The 17,590-nt window shown below is 53.3% G+C and carries 10 protein-coding genes; 8 read left to right on the top strand and 2 right to left on the bottom strand.

What is annotated here, in order from left to right; translation table 11 throughout:
- The first annotated feature begins 21 nt into the window (after positions 1-21).
- Positions 22-1,080, top strand: a complete 1,059-nt coding sequence (glpQ, locus tag P0Y67_RS04605; RefSeq protein WP_342390920.1) for a glycerophosphodiester phosphodiesterase — start codon at positions 22-24, stop codon at positions 1,078-1,080.
- A gap of 70 nt (positions 1,081-1,150) precedes the next feature.
- Here glpQ and nadC read toward each other — a convergent pair whose 3' ends face one another.
- Positions 1,151-2,047: a carboxylating nicotinate-nucleotide diphosphorylase gene (gene nadC / locus P0Y67_RS04610; RefSeq protein ID WP_342390921.1), complete on the bottom strand. Its 897-nt coding sequence runs from the start codon at positions 2,045-2,047 to the stop codon at positions 1,151-1,153.
- A gap of 148 nt (positions 2,048-2,195) precedes the next feature.
- Here nadC and ampD point away from each other — a divergent pair, with 148 nt between their 5' ends.
- The 5 genes from ampD (at position 2,196) to lpdA (ending at position 10,131) form a co-directional block, all read left to right on the top strand.
- A complete protein-coding gene (ampD, locus tag P0Y67_RS04615) occupies positions 2,196-2,750 on the top strand; it encodes a 1,6-anhydro-N-acetylmuramyl-L-alanine amidase AmpD (protein WP_342390922.1) in 555 nt (184 codons plus the stop codon).
- Positions 2,751-3,071: 321 nt separating this feature from the next.
- Positions 3,072-3,845 (top strand): pyruvate dehydrogenase complex transcriptional repressor PdhR, encoded by a 774-nt coding sequence (pdhR, locus tag P0Y67_RS04620; RefSeq protein ID WP_027253657.1) that lies wholly within the window; start codon positions 3,072-3,074, stop codon positions 3,843-3,845.
- A gap of 101 nt (positions 3,846-3,946) precedes the next feature.
- The gene (gene aceE, locus P0Y67_RS04625) at positions 3,947-6,610 is read left to right on the top strand and encodes a pyruvate dehydrogenase (acetyl-transferring), homodimeric type (protein WP_342390923.1); all 2,664 of its coding nucleotides are present in this window, start codon (positions 3,947-3,949) and stop codon (positions 6,608-6,610) included.
- Positions 6,611-6,623: 13 nt separating this feature from the next.
- Positions 6,624-8,519 carry a pyruvate dehydrogenase complex dihydrolipoyllysine-residue acetyltransferase gene (aceF, locus tag P0Y67_RS04630; RefSeq protein ID WP_027253655.1) on the top strand — a complete coding sequence of 632 codons (1,896 nt, stop codon included), beginning with the start codon at positions 6,624-6,626 and terminating at the stop codon, positions 8,517-8,519.
- Between the two features lie 187 nt (positions 8,520-8,706).
- Entirely contained in the window at positions 8,707-10,131 is a 1,425-nt protein-coding gene (lpdA, locus tag P0Y67_RS04635; RefSeq protein ID WP_342390924.1) for a dihydrolipoyl dehydrogenase, read from the top strand.
- Between the two features lie 220 nt (positions 10,132-10,351).
- On the opposite strand, the gene P0Y67_RS04640 is transcribed toward lpdA, so the two are convergent.
- Positions 10,352-12,265 carry a methyl-accepting chemotaxis protein gene (locus P0Y67_RS04640; RefSeq protein ID WP_342390925.1) on the bottom strand — a complete coding sequence of 638 codons (1,914 nt, stop codon included), beginning with the start codon at positions 12,263-12,265 and terminating at the stop codon, positions 10,352-10,354.
- A 115-nt stretch (positions 12,266-12,380) separates the two neighbouring features.
- Between P0Y67_RS04640 and P0Y67_RS04645 the strand changes: the two genes are divergently transcribed.
- Complete coding sequence (locus P0Y67_RS04645; RefSeq protein WP_342390926.1) at positions 12,381-14,639, top strand: patatin-like phospholipase family protein; 2,259 nt, start codon at positions 12,381-12,383, stop codon at positions 14,637-14,639.
- A 215-nt stretch (positions 14,640-14,854) separates the two neighbouring features.
- Entirely contained in the window at positions 14,855-17,452 is a 2,598-nt protein-coding gene (gene acnB, locus P0Y67_RS04650) for a bifunctional aconitate hydratase 2/2-methylisocitrate dehydratase (RefSeq protein WP_342390945.1), read from the top strand.
- Positions 17,453-17,590: the final 138 nt, after the last annotated feature.

Consider the following 17,590-nt stretch of genomic DNA (forward strand, 5'->3'; position numbering starts at 1 on the left):
TACCAACATATGGATAATAAAATGAAACTGAACGTTATTGGCTTAACCCTGGCTGCACTGACTTACTCTTCCTTCTCTCTGGCAGATCCGCTGGTGATCGCCCACCGTGGCGCGTCGGGCTACCTGCCTGAGCACACGCTGGAAGCCAAAGCCATGGCCTATGCCATGAAACCTGACTATATCGAGCAAGACGTGGTGATGACCAAAGATGACCAGCTGGTTGTTTTGCACGACCATTATCTTGATCGTGTCACAGACGTGGCGGAGCGTTATCCGGATCGTGCCCGTGCCGACGGCCGTTACTATGCGATCGATTTTACCCTGGCCGAAATCCAGGGCCTGCGCCTGACCGAAGGCTTTAACATAGATAAAGACGGCAACAAGGTGGCGGGGTTTCCTGACCGTTTTCCGTTGTGGAAGTCGTCCTTTACTGTGCCGACACTGGCGGAAGAAATTGAGCTGATCCAGGGTCTGAACCGTACGCTGGGCTACAACATAGGAATCTATCCTGAGATCAAGGCCCCCTGGTTCCACCGCCACGAAGGCAAGGATATCTCCAAAGCCTTACTGAAAGTGCTGAAAGCCTACGGCTACGACAGCAAAGACGACAAAGCTTTTGTGCAGTGTTTTGATCCGATTGAGCTCAAACGCATCAATGATGAACTGATGCCGGCCATGAAGATGGATCTCAATCTGGTCCAGCTGATGGCCTACACCGACTGGAACGAGACCATGGTGTATCAAGGCAAAGATGCAACGCCGTACAACTATGACTGGATGTTTGAAAAAGACGGCATGGCAAAAGTGGCTCAGTATGCCGATGGCATCGGTCCCTGGAAACCTATGCTGGTGGATGACAAGTCAACCAAAGATAAGCTGATCATCCTGCCATTGATGAAAGAAGCTAAGTCTGCCGGTTTGGTGGTTCACCCCTACACCTTCCGCGCCGATGAAGGCCGTATTGCCCCTTATGCGGATAACTTTGATGACATGCTGGACGTGTTTTATAACAAAGTGAAAGTGGATGGCGTATTCACTGACTTCCCGGACAAAGCGGTATCTTTCCTGAACCGTGGCTAACGGGGACTCACCCTCAATAAGAAAAGGGAGCGCTCTGGCGCTCCCTTTCTGTTCTGAGTCATGTGGGTATTTACGTAAAGCGCATCGACAAGTCCATGGCACGCACATGCTTGGTCAGTGCGCCGACCGAGATATAATCAACACCGGTCTCAGCAAAGTCGCGCAGCGTTTCATCAGTGACATTGCCAGACACTTCCAGTGCGACCTGTCCCTGATTTAACGCAACCGCTTGGCGCATCATGTCGGTGGTGAAGTTGTCCAGCATCACGATATCAGCACCGGCATCCATGGCCTGCTTCAGTTCATCCAGACTCTCGGTTTCCACTTCCACCGGCTTGCCCGGATTGAGCTGCCTGGCCGTCTCAACGGCCTGCTTGATCCCGCCACAGGCAATGATGTGGTTTTCTTTGATCAGATAGGCATCGAATACTCCGATACGGTGGTTAAAACCGCCGCCGCACGCCACAGCGTATTTCAGCGCGTTGCGCAGGCCGGGTATGGTCTTGCGGGTATCGAGCAGACGGGTTGATGTGCCTTCCAGCAGCTCGGCGTAATGGGCCACCTTGGTGGCGCAGCCGGATAAGGTCTGGATGAAGTTCATCGCATTGCGCTCGCCGGTCAGCAGAATGCGCGACGGGCCTCGCAAGACGCACAGCACCTGATTGGGCTCAACCGGATCGCCGTCGCTGACCTGCCAGTCTATGGTCACCTGATCACCTAACTGACGGAACACTTCGTCGGCCCAGAGCTGGCCGCAGAACACCCCGGATTCACGGGTGATAATGGTGGCCGTTCCCTGGCTGTCCGCCGGGATCAGGCTGGCAGTAATGTCGCGGGCCGCATCAATCTCGCCGCCCAAATCTTCGCGCAGCGCATCGGCCACATTGCGGCGGATATCTTCGGGAAGCTGCTGGCGCAGGTAGGCCAGGCGAGACTGCGTATCATGTTTTTGTTCCGTAGGGCTCATAACTTATATACCGTGTTGGCTGAGGCTGTCGAAATGAAGCCGATCATACTGTGAGATGCTGGCAAGGGGAAGGCATTCTCGGGTTGAGTGAGAGCGGCGAGAGGTTTTATCCTTAGCGTCAGGCGAATCAAGCAAACAGGCAGCAGGCATGAATTTCACAATTAACGACCAACACTGGCTGGACAAAGTAAAACGGGTGCCTTCTCCGTTCAGTGACAGCCGGCAGGATGAAACCGATATCTCATTGCTGGTGATCCACAATATCAGCCTGCCGCCGGGGCAGTTTGGCGGCCCCTATATAGAGCAGCTCTTTACCGGACTGCTGGATCCGGACGGGCACCCGTATTTTCGCGAAATTCATCAGTTGCGGGTATCGGCCCATTGCCTGATCCGCCGCGATGGCGAAGTGATTCAGTTTGTGCCCTTCAATGCCAGAGCCTGGCATGCCGGTGTGTCTGAGTTTGCCGGCAGAGAGAAATGCAATGATTTTTCTATCGGTATCGAACTGGAAGGCACAGATACCCTGCCATACACCCCGGCGCAGTATGACGCTCTGCGCCGGCTCACCCGCACTTTGTTAGCCCGTTATCCGCACCTGTCCCGCGCCCGTATCACCGGCCATGAATTTATTGCTCCCGGCCGCAAGACCGACCCTGGACTGGCCTTTGACTGGCGGCATTATAAAACCGGGTTAAGTGATTAAAAAAAATTTGAGCTATTTTACAAAAAGTGACATTTTTATATGTGATAAAAATGTTAATAAATTGGTCTGACCATTAACTTTCTGTATGAATCTTGTTCGCAACATGCGGGATTATGGTCTAAAGTTCCGATAATTTTTGGCTTTCATGGTCCGAATTGCGGGGATTTGTTGCTCGAAGTACCATGACATGAATCAAGTTGTCGGTAGACATCCTCAATTATTTCTGTAAAATTTCTGTATATAGTTAAATTGGTATGACCAATTAACCGGTCGTAGGGTCGAATTGTAAGATAAAAAAATACAAGAAGCAGATACTAATAAATGACTTATAAGCGTATCCGCCAAGCCAAGCTCTCAGACGTCATAGAGCAAGAACTTGAGCGATTGATCCTGGAGGGGATATGGTCCCCCGGAGACCAACTGCCGCCTGAACGAGAGTTAGCGCGGCAGTTTGACGTTTCGCGTCCTTCGGTACGCGAAGCGATTCAACGCTTAGAAGCCAAACATCTGCTGACCCGTCGTCAGGGCGGGGGCACCTTTGTGTCGGATCAGTTATGGCAAAGCTTTTCTGATCCCCTGCTGGACTTACTGGCAGCCCATCCTGAAACACAGCTCGATTTACTCGAATCCCGCCATGCCCTTGAAGGGCTGGCTGCTTACTATGCCGCCCTTCGCGGCAATGAAGACGATTTCGACCGTATCCGCGCCTGTCACAGCCGGATACAGGAAGCCCAGCAACAGGGTGATCTCAAGTCTGAAGCTGCCGCTGTGATGCAGTATCTGATTGCGGTGACCGAATCCGCTCATAATCTGGTACTGCTGCATATCATCCGCAGTCTCGCCCCCTTGCTGGAACAAAACGTATTACAAAACTTTGAACTCCTGAACCGCCGCCCTGAGGTGGTGGAGAAGGTGAGCAAACACCGAGCCGATATTGTGCATGCGATCGTTTCCGGGCAGCCGGAAATGGCGCGTGAAGCATCGCATGCACATTTGGCTTATATCGAGGAAACATTGTTGGATTTAACGCTTGAAGATAGCAGACGTGAACGCTCTCTTCGCAGGATTCAACAACGCAAGGACGGGCTGGATTAATACTTCCCTCATATAAGCCGAGGTCGGTATCAAACAGTCGCGACATTGTTAGGGGCGATAAAACCCTGGTTTTGTAGAATATCAACGAAAGGATAGATCGCATGTCTGAAGTCATGAAGCATGACGTGGACGCACTGGAGACTCAAGAATGGCTAGCAGCCCTGGAGTCCGTCGTTCGTGAAGAAGGTGTAGAGCGCGCACAGTACCTGCTGGAGCAAGTGCTGGAAAAAGCGCGTCTGGGTGGAGTAGACATGCCAACGGGCATTACCACTAACTACATCAATACCATTCCTGCAGCACAAGAGCCTGCGTATCCTGGTGATACCACTCTGGAACGTCGTATCCGTGCAATTATCCGCTGGAACGCCGTAATGATCGTACTGCGTGCCTCTAAGAAAGATCTGGAGCTGGGTGGCCACATGGCTTCGTTCCAATCTTCTGCGGCTTTCTACGAAGTGTGCTTTAACCACTTCTTCCGCGCAGCTAACGAAACAGACGGCGGCGACCTGGTGTACTACCAGGGCCACATCTCTCCGGGTATCTACGCTCGTGCCTTCGTTGAAGGTCGTCTGACTGAAGAGCAACTGGATAACTTCCGTCAGGAAGTCGACGGTAAAGGTCTGTCTTCTTACCCGCACCCTAAACTGATGCCTGAATTCTGGCAGTTCCCGACCGTGTCTATGGGTCTGGGTCCAATCGCCTCTATCTATCAGGCGCGTTTCCTGAAGTACCTGAATGGCCGTGGTATGAAAGATACCTCAGCCCAGCGTGTCTACGCCTTCCTGGGCGATGGCGAGATGGATGAGCCAGAATCACGCGGTGCGATTTCTTTCGCCGCCCGTGAGAAACTGGACAACCTGTGCTTCCTGGTTAACTGTAACCTGCAGCGTCTGGACGGCCCGGTCATGGGTAACGGCAGCATCATTCAGGAACTGGAAGGTCTGTTCAAAGGTGCAGGCTGGAACGTAGTTAAAGTTATCTGGGGCAACAACTGGGATTCTCTGCTGGCAAAAGACACCACAGGTAAACTGCTGCAGCTGATGAACGAAACCATCGACGGTGACTACCAGACGTTCAAATCCAAAGACGGCGCTTACGTGCGTGAGCACTTCTTCGGTAAATACCCAGAGACAGCAGCCCTGGTTGCTGACATGACTGACGACGAAATCTTCGCGCTCAAGCGTGGCGGTCACGAGTCATCAAAACTGTACGCGGCATTCAAAAACGCGCAAGACACCAAAGGCAAGCCAACTGTTATCCTGGCCAAAACCGTTAAAGGTTACGGCATGGGTGAAGCGGCCGAAGGTAAGAACATTGCGCACCAGGTGAAGAAAATGGACATGACCCATGTTCTGCACCTGCGTGATCGCCTGGGTCTGCAAGATCTGGTGTCTGAAGATGACGTCAAGAACCTGCCTTACCTGAAACTGGAAGAAGGTTCGAAAGAGCACGAATACCTGCACGCTCGTCGTAAAGCACTGCACGGTTACACGCCTAAGCGTCTGCCGAACTTCACCCAAGAGTTCATTGTGCCTGAGCTGGCAGAGTTCAAACCGCTGCTGGAAGAGCAGAAACGTGATATCTCAACCACTATGGGCTTTGTGCGTGCACTGAACGTGCTGCTGAAGAACAAGAACATCGGTAAGAACATCGTTCCTATTATTGCTGACGAAGCGCGTACTTTCGGTATGGAAGGTCTGTTCCGTCAAATCGGTATCTACAACCCAAGCGGTCAGACTTATACCCCTGAAGACCGTGGCGTTGTGTCTTACTACAAAGAAGACACCGCAGGTCAGGTACTGCAGGAAGGTATTAACGAGCTGGGCGCTATGTCTTCGTGGGTAGCTGCGGCGACCTCGTACAGCACCAACGACCTGCCAATGGTTCCTTTCTACATCTACTACTCTATGTTCGGCTTCCAGCGTGTTGGCGACATGGCGTGGATGGCGGGTGACCAGCAAGCACGTGGCTTCCTGCTGGGTGCGACAGCCGGTCGTACCACCCTGAACGGTGAAGGTCTGCAGCACGAAGATGGTCACAGCCACATTCTGGCTAACACCATCCCGAACTGTATCTCTTACGATCCGACGTTCGCGTACGAAGTGGCCGTGATCATGCAAGACGGTATCCGTCGCATGTATGGCGATCAGGAAAACGTGTTCTACTACCTGACGCTGATGAACGAAAACTATGCGATGCCAGCTATGCCGGAAGGCGCTGAAGAAGGTATCCGTAAGGGTATCTACAAGCTGGAAACTTACGCGGGTGATAAAGCGAAAGTTCAGCTGATGAGCTCAGGCACCATCATGACTGAAGTACGTAAAGCCGCTCAAATCCTGAGCGACGATTACGGCATCGCGTCTGACGTATTCTCTGTAACCTCATTCAACGAACTGGCCCGCGACGGTCAGGACGCAGAGCGTTACAACATGCTGCACCCGGAAGCTGAGCAGAAAGTCACTTACATCGCGGAAGTGATGGGTACTGAACCTGCCATTGCAGCAACTGACTACATGAAGAACTATGCGGATCAGGTGCGTGCCTTCATCCCGGCTGAATCTTATAAAGTGCTGGGTACTGATGGCTTTGGCCGTTCTGACAGCCGTGAGAACCTGCGTCGTCACTTCGAAGTGAACGCTGGCTACGTGGTTGTTGCAGCTCTGAACGAGCTGGCCAAGCGTGGTGATGTTGAGAAATCTGCCGTTGCGGAAGCAATCAAGAAATTCAACATCGATGCCGACAAGATCAACCCGCTATTCGCGTAAGAGGCAATAAATAATGGCAATCGAAATTAATGTACCTGACATCGGTGCTGATGAGGTTGAGGTTACTGAAATCCTGGTCAGCGTTGGCGACAAGGTGGAAGAAGAGCAATCTCTGATCACTGTTGAAGGCGACAAGGCTTCCATGGAAGTACCGGCTTCTCAGGCGGGTATCGTAAAAGAAATCAAAGTAGCGGAAGGCGACAAAGTGTCTACCGGCTCTTTGATCATGATCTTCGAAGCGGAGGGTGCGGCGCAAGCGGCACCTGCTCCAGCTGCAGAAGCTGCGCCTGCCGCAGCACCTGCAGCACCAGCCGCCGCTGAACTGAAAGAAGTTCATGTGCCGGATATCGGTGGCGACGAAGTTGAAGTCACTGAAATCATGGTGGCGGTTGGCGACAGCGTTGACGAAGAGCAGTCTCTGATCACGGTGGAAGGCGATAAGGCTTCGATGGAAGTACCGGCGCCATTCGCCGGTACGGTTAAAGAAATCAAGATCGCATCCGGTGACAAAGTGTCGACCGGTTCTCTGATCATGGTCTTCGAAGTGGCAGGTTCTGGTGCAGCTGCACCGGCTCCAGCGGCTGAAGCGGCTCCTGCTCCGGCAGCAGCACCAGCCGCGGCGGCTGACAAAGAAGTGAACGTACCGGATATCGGTGGCGACGAAGTTGAAGTGACTGAAATCATGGTTGCCGTTGGCGACATGGTGGAAGAAGAGCAATCGCTGATCACAGTGGAAGGCGACAAGGCTTCAATGGAAGTGCCTGCACCATTCGCGGGTAAAGTGAAAGAAATCAAGATCGCGAGCGGCGACAAAGTCTCGACCGGCTCTCTGATCATGGTGTTCGAAGTTGCCGGTGCAGCCCCGGCTGCCGCGCCTCAGGCAGCAGCACCAGCGCCTGCAGCAGCACCTGCCGCAGCACCGGCTGCGAAAGCAGAAGCACCAGCAGCGGGCGGTGATTTCGTTGAAAACAACGAATACGCACATGCCTCTCCGGTTGTGCGTCGTCTGGCGCGTGAATTCGGCGTGAACCTGGCGAAAGTCAAAGGGACCGGCCGCAAGAACCGCGTTCTGAAAGAAGACGTTCAGAGCTATGTGAAAGACGCGCTGAAACGCCTGGAATCGGGTGCCGCTGCGTCTGCATCGGGTAAAGGTGACGGTGCGGCTCTGGGTCTGCTGCCTTGGCCGAAAGTGGACTTCAGCAAGTTCGGCGAAACTGAAGTGAAGCCGCTGTCTCGCATCAAGAAGATCTCTGGCGCCAACCTGCACCGTAACTGGGTAATGATCCCGCATGTTACTCAGTGGGATGACGCAGACATCACAGCGCTGGAAGCTTTCCGTAAAGAGCAGAATGCGATTGAAGCGAAGAAAGACACAGGCATGAAGATCACCCCGCTGGTGTTCATCATGAAAGCGGTTGCCAAGTCTCTGGAAGCTTTCCCGGCGTTCAACTCTTCCCTGTCTGATGACGGTGAGAGCCTGATCCTGAAGAAGTACGTCAACATCGGTATCGCGGTCGATACACCAAACGGTCTGGTTGTGCCTGTGTTCAAAGACGTGAACAAGAAAGGCATCTACGAGCTGTCTGAAGAGCTGATGGTGGTCTCTAAGAAAGCCCGTGCCGGTAAACTGACTGCTGCTGACATGCAGGGCGGCTGCTTCACTATCTCAAGCCTGGGTGGCCTGGGTGGTACGGCGTTCACCCCAATCGTGAATGCGCCTGAAGTGGGCATCCTGGGTGTGTCTAAGTCTGAGATGAAACCAGTATGGAACGGCAAGGACTTCGAACCTCGCCTGATGCTGCCGCTGTCACTGTCTTACGATCACCGTGTGATCGACGGTGCTGAAGGTGCACGCTTCATTACTTACCTGAACGGCATGCTGTCCGACATTCGTCGTCTGGTGCTGTAAAAGGTGTGACCCGAGATTCCTTGCCCGTATGAACGGGCAAGGAATTGTTGCCTGGCTCACAGGGAATGCCATTTTCCTTTTCAGGGTGATAACAGGTCTGTAAACTGTTGCGCGGTCTGAAAATAAAAAAATAACGCATTCTGCCTTACAGCCAGTTAGGGATAGATGACTTACAACGAGGTCAATAATGAGTAAAGAAATTAAAGCCCAGGTCGTAGTTCTAGGCTCAGGTCCTGCCGGTTACTCTGCCGCTTTCCGTTGCGCAGACTTAGGTCTGGAAACGGTTCTGATTGAAAAATACAGCACGCTGGGTGGTGTGTGTCTGAACGTGGGTTGTATCCCATCGAAAGCACTGCTGCACGTGGCGAAAGTCATCGAAGAAGCTAAAGCCATGGCCGATCACGGCGTGGTATTTGGTGAGCCACAAACCGATATCAACAAGATCCGCATCTGGAAAGATAAAGTCATCAACCAGCTGACCGGTGGTCTGGGTGGTATGGCGAAAATGCGTAAAGTGACTGTCGTGAACGGCTACGGTAAATTTACCGATCCGAACACTATCCTTGTCGAAGGCGAAGAAGCCACTACGGTGAAATTCGACAACGCTATCATCGCTGCCGGCTCCCGTCCGATTGAACTGCCTTTCATCCCGCATGAAGATCCGCGTATCTGGGACTCCACAGACGCGCTGGAACTGAAAGAAGTACCAGAAAAACTGCTGGTCATGGGTGGCGGTATCATTGGTCTGGAAATGGGTACTGTGTATGACGCACTGGGCTCACAGATCGACGTCGTTGAAATGTTTGATCAGGTGATCCCTGCGGCAGACAAAGACATCATCAAAGTCTTCACCAAGCGTATCAGCAAGAAGTTCAACCTGATGCTGGAAACCAAAGTGACTGCGGTTGAAGCGAAGGAAGACGGCATTTACGTGTCAATGGAAGGCAAGAAAGCACCGGCTGAGCCTGTTCGTTACGACGCGGTTCTGGTGGCGATCGGCCGTACGCCAAACGGCAAGCTGATTGACGCTGACAAAGCTGGCGTGGCGGTTGATGAGCGTGGCTTTATCAACACCGACAAGCAAATGCGCACTAACGTGCCTCACATCTTCGCCATCGGCGATGTGGTGGGTCAGCCAATGCTGGCGCACAAAGGTGTGCACGAAGGTCACGTAGCGGCAGAAGTGATTGCCGGTAAGAAGCATTACTTCGACCCGAAAGTGATTCCTTCAATTGCTTATACTGAGCCAGAAGTTGCCTGGGTGGGTAAGACAGAGAAAGAAGCGAAAGCAGAAGGCATCAACTACGAAGTTGCGACTTTCCCTTGGGCCGCTTCCGGCCGTGCGATCGCGTCTGACTGTGCTGACGGCATGACTAAGATGATCTTCGACAAAGACACTAACCGTGTTATCGGTGGTGCTATCGTAGGTACTAACGGTGGTGAACTGCTGGGCGAAATTGGTCTGGCTATCGAGATGGGTTGTGATGCCGAAGACATCGCACTGACCATCCATGCTCACCCGACTCTGCACGAGTCTGTGGGTCTGGCTGCGGAAGTGTACGAAGGTTCGATCACTGACCTGCCAAACGCCAAAGCGAAGAAGAAAAAGTAAGTTTTTACCTTTTCTGACTGCATGAAAAAAGCGCCCTTGCGGCGCTTTTTTACGTTTTGAATCAGAGTAAAGGCATTCGCATCCTCCCTCCCCTTGAAAAGGGGAGGGAAGTATTCTGGCTTCAAGGACAGGTTCGCTGCTTTTGTTCCTCCCCCTCGTGGAGGGGGAGGTTAGCAGGGGATGTTCCGGGCACTAGGCTTGAAGGCGGTGCAGAGTCTGATTACTGCTTAAAGCTGCTGACCATACGCTCCAGACGGAGCGACAAAGCGTGCAGATTCTGACTGGACGTGACCATTTCATTGGCTGTGTCTGAGGTACGTTGGGTATTCTCGTTGATATCTTCGATATTGATGTTGATATCAGACACAACGGTGGACTGCTCCTCGGTGGCCGTGGCGACCTGGGTGTTCAGATCGGAAATCTGCAGGATCTGCTCGTTGATGAGCAGCAGCGCCTTGGTGGCATCATCCGCAGCCTGGGTACCGGCTTCGGTTAATTGCTGGCTGTTGTGCATGGCCTGCACGGCGTTTTGCGCTTCCTGCTGCAGGCGGTTAATCATGGTCTGGATTTCATCGGTTGAGGCCGCGGTGCGGCTGGCCAGGTTACGGACCTCGTCGGCGACCACGGCAAATCCCCGTCCTTGCTCACCTGCTCGCGCCGCTTCAATGGCGGCATTGAGTGCCAGCAGATTGGTTTGCTCGGAGACGCCACGAATCACTTCCAGAATACCGCCAATGGCGACGGTATTGTCTGCCAGGGTCGCGACCACTTTCGCCATGTTGTGCATATCGCCGGCCAGCTGTTCAATGCTGTCCTGAGCGCTCTGGACCACCTGCTGACCATTGCTGGTGGCCGAGGTGGCCTGCGAAGCGGATTCCGCCGCATAAGCCGCATTACCGGCTATCTCATTGACGGTGGCGCCCATCTGATTAATGGCTGTGACCACCTGCAGGGTACGATCGCGTTGATTCTGGCTGTGATCCAGTGTGGCCTGCGCCTGGGCAGAGACTTGCTCGGCGGCCACCCGGAGTTCTGTGCCCGTGGCAGCGACGTCGATAACCAGTGCGTGGATCTTGCCGGCAAAGGCATTGAAACCATTGGCCAGTTCGGCAATTTCGTCTTTGCCAGACACCGGAATGCGTCGGCTCAGATCGCCATCACCTTCGCCCAGCTCGCGGAAGGTATCAGCGGCCTGGCGGATCGGCCGGGTGATGGTCTGGCTCAGGTACACCGCCAGGCCAATAAATGCCAGTGTGGTCAGAACAGCCAGAAGCATCACATAATTGCGGGTCTCATTTAGCTGGGCAAACACTTCTTGTTCAGGCACCTGAGCAATCACGAACCAGTCCATCGCCGGAATATAGCTGGAAGCCAGCAGCAGCTTCTGGCCCTGATAATGGGCGGTAAACAGATTGAAAGGGCTCTTTTCCAGTAACACCCGGCTGTCGGAACCAAAGCGATCGGTAAAAGGCGTTTTTGCCGGGTTGCGGTTGTTCGGATCAAGCTGCACCACGCCGCGTGCATCCGTCAGTACCACAAAGCCGGTTTGTTCCAGTTTGAACTGTGAGAGCAGATTAGCCATATCATTGAATGAGCGGGAAAAGCCGGACATTCCTGTGCCGTTCAGCTGCTGGTAATTGACGAACAGTTTCAGCTCGCCGTTCGCTTCCCTGAACACCTGGGTCATTCTTGACGTGTTGCTGTCACGGAAGCTGTAGAACCAGCTATCCTGAGTGCGATTCAGGCGGCGCAGGAATCCGTTCTGGTTCCAGTAATCCCCGGTTTCCCGGTTGGCAATCGACGCATCGTTCAGGCCGTACTGGCGCTTGAGGCTGTTGAGCTGGTCAATCAGCTGCTGTTCATCGGCGGTGCTGACAGGCTGCGCCAGCAGGTTCAGCATGGCCGTATTGTTCGCCAGCTGCTCAGTGGCGTTTTGCAGCAGCCTGACTTCTGATTCCACTTGTCCGCTGAAATGGGCCAGCCGGGTCGGCAGTTCATTGCTGAGCAGGCGCGACTGAATAATGTCCTGCGAGGTGCTGAGACTGAGGTAACTGACTAATGCGCTTGAGGCAATGACGGCTATGCTCATTGCCAGTGTAAGTTTTTGCCTGATGGAAAGCTGCTTGAGGTTCATGCATCAATTCTCTGTTGCTACCGGGATTTCTGCGGTATAAGTGTGCGAATTAATTGTCTTTTTTAGCCGGTGCCACTCACATCGGCCCAGTGATCAAAATGGTGTTTTTAAAGGGATGTTGCGTTTTATTGCATTATTTATTGTGATATCGGCCGTATTTACTTCAGCTTTAGTGAAAGCGGAGCAAAAAAATGCTGATCGCCTGAAGGTCGGACTTGTGCTCGGCGGTGGCGGCGCCAAAGGGGCAGCCCATGTCGGGGTGCTGAAGGCGCTGGAAGAGCTGCAGATCCCGGTGGATTACATTGTGGGGACCAGCATGGGCGCTTATGTCGGGGGCTTGTACGCATCAGGCATGAGCGCCGATGAGGTCGAAGCCATTCTCAACACCGTAGACTGGGAGTCGGGTTATGAGGACAGGGTGCAGCGCAGTGAGCGGCGGGTCCGTGAAAAGCAGCAAGAGGACAGGTTCCAGATAGTCACGGATCTGGGGTTTAAGTTCTGGGAAATCAAAGTGCCGAAAGGGTTTGTGCAGGGACAGACCATGGGCGAGATACTGCGCACCACATCCGGCAATTTGCCCTGGATGGCCAGCTTTGATGCCCTGCCTGTGCCATACCGTGCGGTCGCCACCGATATTGAAAATCTTAAACCCGTTGTGCTGTCCGGTGGCGATCTGGCCGAGGCGATGCAAGCGAGTATGTCTGTTCCCGGTTTGCTGCCGCCTGTGATGCTGGACGGCAAATTGCTGGTGGATGGCGGCATCACCAATAACCTGCCTATTTCTGTGGTGAAAGAGATGGGCGCCGATCTGGTGATTGCGGTTGATATCAGTAACGATTTCAAAACCGCCGATGAGCTGACCGACTACCTGGTGGTCATGGATCAGCTGACCGACTTTATGGTGCGGGATAATTCTGCCCGCCAGGAAGCGCAGTTGTCCGACAGCGACCTGTTGTTGCGTCCGGATGTCCGGGGCATCAGCACCACAGACTTTGACCGCATGCCGGAAGCCTTCGATAGTGGTTATCACAGTGTTCAGACTGTGCGCTTCCAGCTGGCAGAGCTTGGCAACGCCAGCACTTATCAGGCCTATATTGATAACAAACAGGAAGCCCGGCGCGAGCTGGAATTTTTGGAAGAAGGCCGGATTGACGAAATTGAATTGCTCAACAACAGCCCTTATGCCGATGAAGTCCTGCTAGACCGTCTGCAGCTGAAACCCGGCATGAAAGTCAATACCGAGCAGCTGGAGCAAAGTGTGCGCGATCTGTATGCGCTGGACAGGTTTGAACGGGTAGATTACCGGTTTGAGCGCTTAGGCAACCGCCATATCTTGATCTTTGAAGTGAAGGCCAAAAGCTGGGGGCCCAACTTCATCGACATGCGCTTCGCCTTAGAAGATGACTTTGCCAATAATACCGACTTCTCCATCGGCCTGGCGTTAACGGCGACCGGACTGTCAGAGAAAGGGGCAGAATGGCGCAACGAGCTCGAATATGGCTCAGATAAGCGCGTTGCCAGCGAGTTGTATGTACCTTTTACCAACGATCAGGAATGGTTCGCCGTGATGGGCATCGATTACGATGTGACCAATACCTATCTGGCGGTTTCGGGGGAAGAGCCAAACCTGAAGAACATTGATGATTTTATCGCTGCGCGCTTCATTGATGTGAATATCGACAGCTCGCTGGGGTGGCAGCCTGCCCTGTGGCAGGAATTCAGGGTAGGTTATCTGTTTGGCAACGGAGAAACACAATTTCCCGGTATTCTGAATCTGGGCGATCAGGAGCGCAACAGCCGACGCCTTTATCTGAGGTACAACCTTGATACCCTGGACGATTTCACCCTGCCGAACAACGGTCACTTTTTTCTGGCCGAAATTGCCTCTTCGGATGACAGTGTGCGTTTTCGGGGTGAGCACAGTACAGATACTTCTTTGCATTTCGATTTGGGCTGGAAAGGGGCGTACACCTTTGGCCGCCATACCGTGATGGGCAAGGCGGAATACGGCAACGTCCATTCTGACGAGGATTTACGGCTTGACCCCAAAGAGCTGGGGGGATTCCTGAATTTATCCGGCATACCGAAAAACAGCCTGTCGGGTAACAATAAAGTATTTTCTGCCCTGGTGTACCGTTACCATCTGCTGGATAACGACTTCGGCCTGTTTAACTCAGCGGTGTATCTGGGCGGCTCTGTCGAATGGGGCGGCGTGTTCAATAATCCCAATCTTTCGGTCTCAGAAATACCGGGATACTATGCGGGTAGCATATTTACGGGTATTACTACGCCATTCGGGCCATTCATTCTGGCTTATGGCAGGACGGAAGAAGATTTAAGTTCATTCTATCTGTTTTTTGGAGGAGCCTTGTAATACCGGGATTTTTCCTGTTTTGTGAATGTTGTAAAAGTCCGCCTGATTTTAATGTTTAGTTAAAAATGGTATGCTCCGTAACCGGTTTTGGTCTCTCCTGCACGCCAAAAAGGTCTGAATCAAGTCAAGCATAATGCGTGCGAGATAACCGGAGAGGGCAATCACTTCCAAGGATGTTTAGCCGGTTGGCTAAACCGAAAAATGAGGAATATGTCGTGCTTGAAGCCTACCGTAAACACGTCGAAGAGCGTGCTGCTGAAGGGATTGTCCCTAAGCCTCTGGATGCCGAGCAAACTGCTGCTCTGGTTGAACTTCTGAAAAATCCACCTGCAGGCGAAGAAGCCTTCCTGGTCGACCTGCTGGAAAACCGCATCCCGCCAGGTGTTGATGAAGCCGCATACGTGAAAGCGGGCTTTCTGGCCGCGATTACCACAGGTGAAGCGACTTCTCCCATTGTCAGCAAAGAAAAAGCGGCTGAACTGCTGGGTACCATGCAGGGTGGTTATAACATTGAGCCACTGATCAGCCTGTTAGACAATGCCGAACTGGCACCGATTGCGGTGAAAGCCCTGTCTCATACGCTGCTGATGTTCGATGCTTTCTATGATGTCGAAGAAAAAGCAAAAGCCGGCAACGAATTCGCCAAGCAAGTGCTGCAATCCTGGGCGGATGCCGAGTGGTTCCTGTCTAAGCCTGAACTGGCTGAAAAAATTACCCTGACCGTTTTTAAAGTCACCGGTGAAACCAATACCGATGACCTGTCACCGGCACCTGATGCCTGGTCCCGTCCGGATATTCCTCTGCACGCGATGGCGATGCTGAAAAATGAACGTGACGGTATTGAACCGGATCAAGCCGGTTCCGTCGGCCCGGTGAAACAAATTGAAGCCCTGAAAGAAAAAGGCCATCAGCTGGTATACGTGGGTGACGTGGTCGGTACGGGTTCATCCCGTAAATCGGCGACTAACTCTGTCCTCTGGTTTATGGGCGATGACATTCCAAATGTGCCGAATAAGCGCGCTGGCGGTTATGTGCTGGGCGGTAAGATTGCGCCTATCTTCTTTAATACTATGGAAGATGCCGGTGCACTGCCGATTGAAGTGGATGTGACGGCGCTGAACATGGGCGATGTGATCGACGTTTACCCATTCAAAGGCGAAGTGCGCCACCACGGCAGTGATGAAGTGATCTCGACCTTCTCGCTGAAAACCGATGTGCTGATTGATGAAGTGCGTGCCGGTGGCCGTATTCCGCTGATCATCGGTCGTGGTCTGACTGACCGTGCCCGTGAGTGTCTGGGCCTGGAAGCGTCGACGGTATTCCGCCGTCCGCAGCCAGTGGCCGATTCAGGCAAAGGGTTTACCCTGGCTCAGAAAATGGTCGGTAAAGCCTGTGGCGTTGAAGGTATCCGTCCGGGCACTTACTGTGAGCCTAAGATGACCACAGTGGGCTCTCAGGACACCACAGGTCCTATGACCCGTGATGAGCTGAAAGATCTGGCCTGTCTGGGCTTCTCTGCCGAACTGACCATGCAGTCATTCTGTCACACCTCGGCGTATCCTAAGCCAGTTGATGTCAACACCCACCATACGCTGCCTGATTTCATCATGAACCGTGGCGGTGTCTCGCTGCGTCCTGGCGACGGTGTGATTCACTCCTGGCTGAACCGTATGCTGCTGCCTGATACTGTCGGTACCGGCGGTGACTCGCACACCCGTTTCCCTCTGGGGATCTCGTTCCCGGCCGGTTCTGGCCTGGTGGCGTTCGCCGCGGCAACCGGCGTGATGCCGCTGGATATGCCAGAATCTATCCTGGTGCGCTTCAAGGGCGAAATGCAAGAAGGGATCACGCTGCGTGATCTGGTGCATGCCATCCCTTACTACGGTATCAAGCAAGGTCTGCTGACCGTAGAGAAAGCTGGTAAGATCAACGAATTCTCCGGCCGCGTGCTGGAAATTGAAGGTGTTGAGCACCTGACGGTGGAGCAGGCGTTCGAGCTGTCTGATGCCTCAGCAGAGCGCAGTGCGGCGGGTTGTACAGTGAAACTGTCGCAGGAATCTGTGGCTGAGTACCTGGAATCCAACATTGTGATGCTGAAGTGGATGATCGCGGAAGGTTATGGCGATCGTCGTACTATTGAGCGCCGTATTACTGCGATGCAGGAATGGCTGGATAATCCGTCACTGATGGAAGCAGACAAAGACGCTGAATATGCTCACGTGATCGAAATCGATCTGGCTGAGATCAAAGAGCCTATCCTGTGTGCACCTAACGATCCGGATGATGCTCGCCTGCTGTCTGATGTGCAGGGTACGGAAATCGACGAGGTCTTCATCGGTTCCTGTATGACTAACATCGGTCATTTCCGTGCCGCCGGTAAGCTGCTGGATAAATTTGGTGGCCAGCTGAACACGCGTTTGTGGGTGGCACCGCCGACTAAGATGGACCGTGATCAACTGACCGAGGAAGGTTACTACGGCATCTTCGGCCGTGCCGGGGTTCGTATTGAAACCCCGGGATGTTCGCTGTGTATGGGCAACCAGGCGCGTGTGGCTGACAAAGCGACTGTGATGTCGACCTCTACCCGTAACTTCCCGAACCGTCTGGGGACAGGTGCCAATGTGTATCTGTCTTCAGCTGAGCTGGCCGCGGTGGGGGCTATCCTGGGTCGCATCCCGACTGTGGAAGAGTACATGGAGTACGCCAAGCAGATTAATGCTACGGCAGCAGATACTTACCGTTATCTGAACTTCCACCGTATGGGCCAGTACACCAAGCGTGCCGATGAAGTGATTATCCAGGCTGCGGTGTAAGCATACCTGACCCGGATAGATACTCGTGAATAAGACAGGGAGCCAATGGCTCCCTGTCTTTTTTGTCTTGATGGCTTTTTGTGTTGCGCTACAGTTTGCCGTTTGCCGTTTGCCTTTTAAGCCCGCCTGTTGCGGTGA

Source organism: Photobacterium sp. SP02 (assembly GCF_038519165.1).
In the GTDB taxonomy this organism is placed as follows: domain Bacteria; phylum Pseudomonadota; class Gammaproteobacteria; order Enterobacterales; family Vibrionaceae; genus Photobacterium; species Photobacterium halotolerans.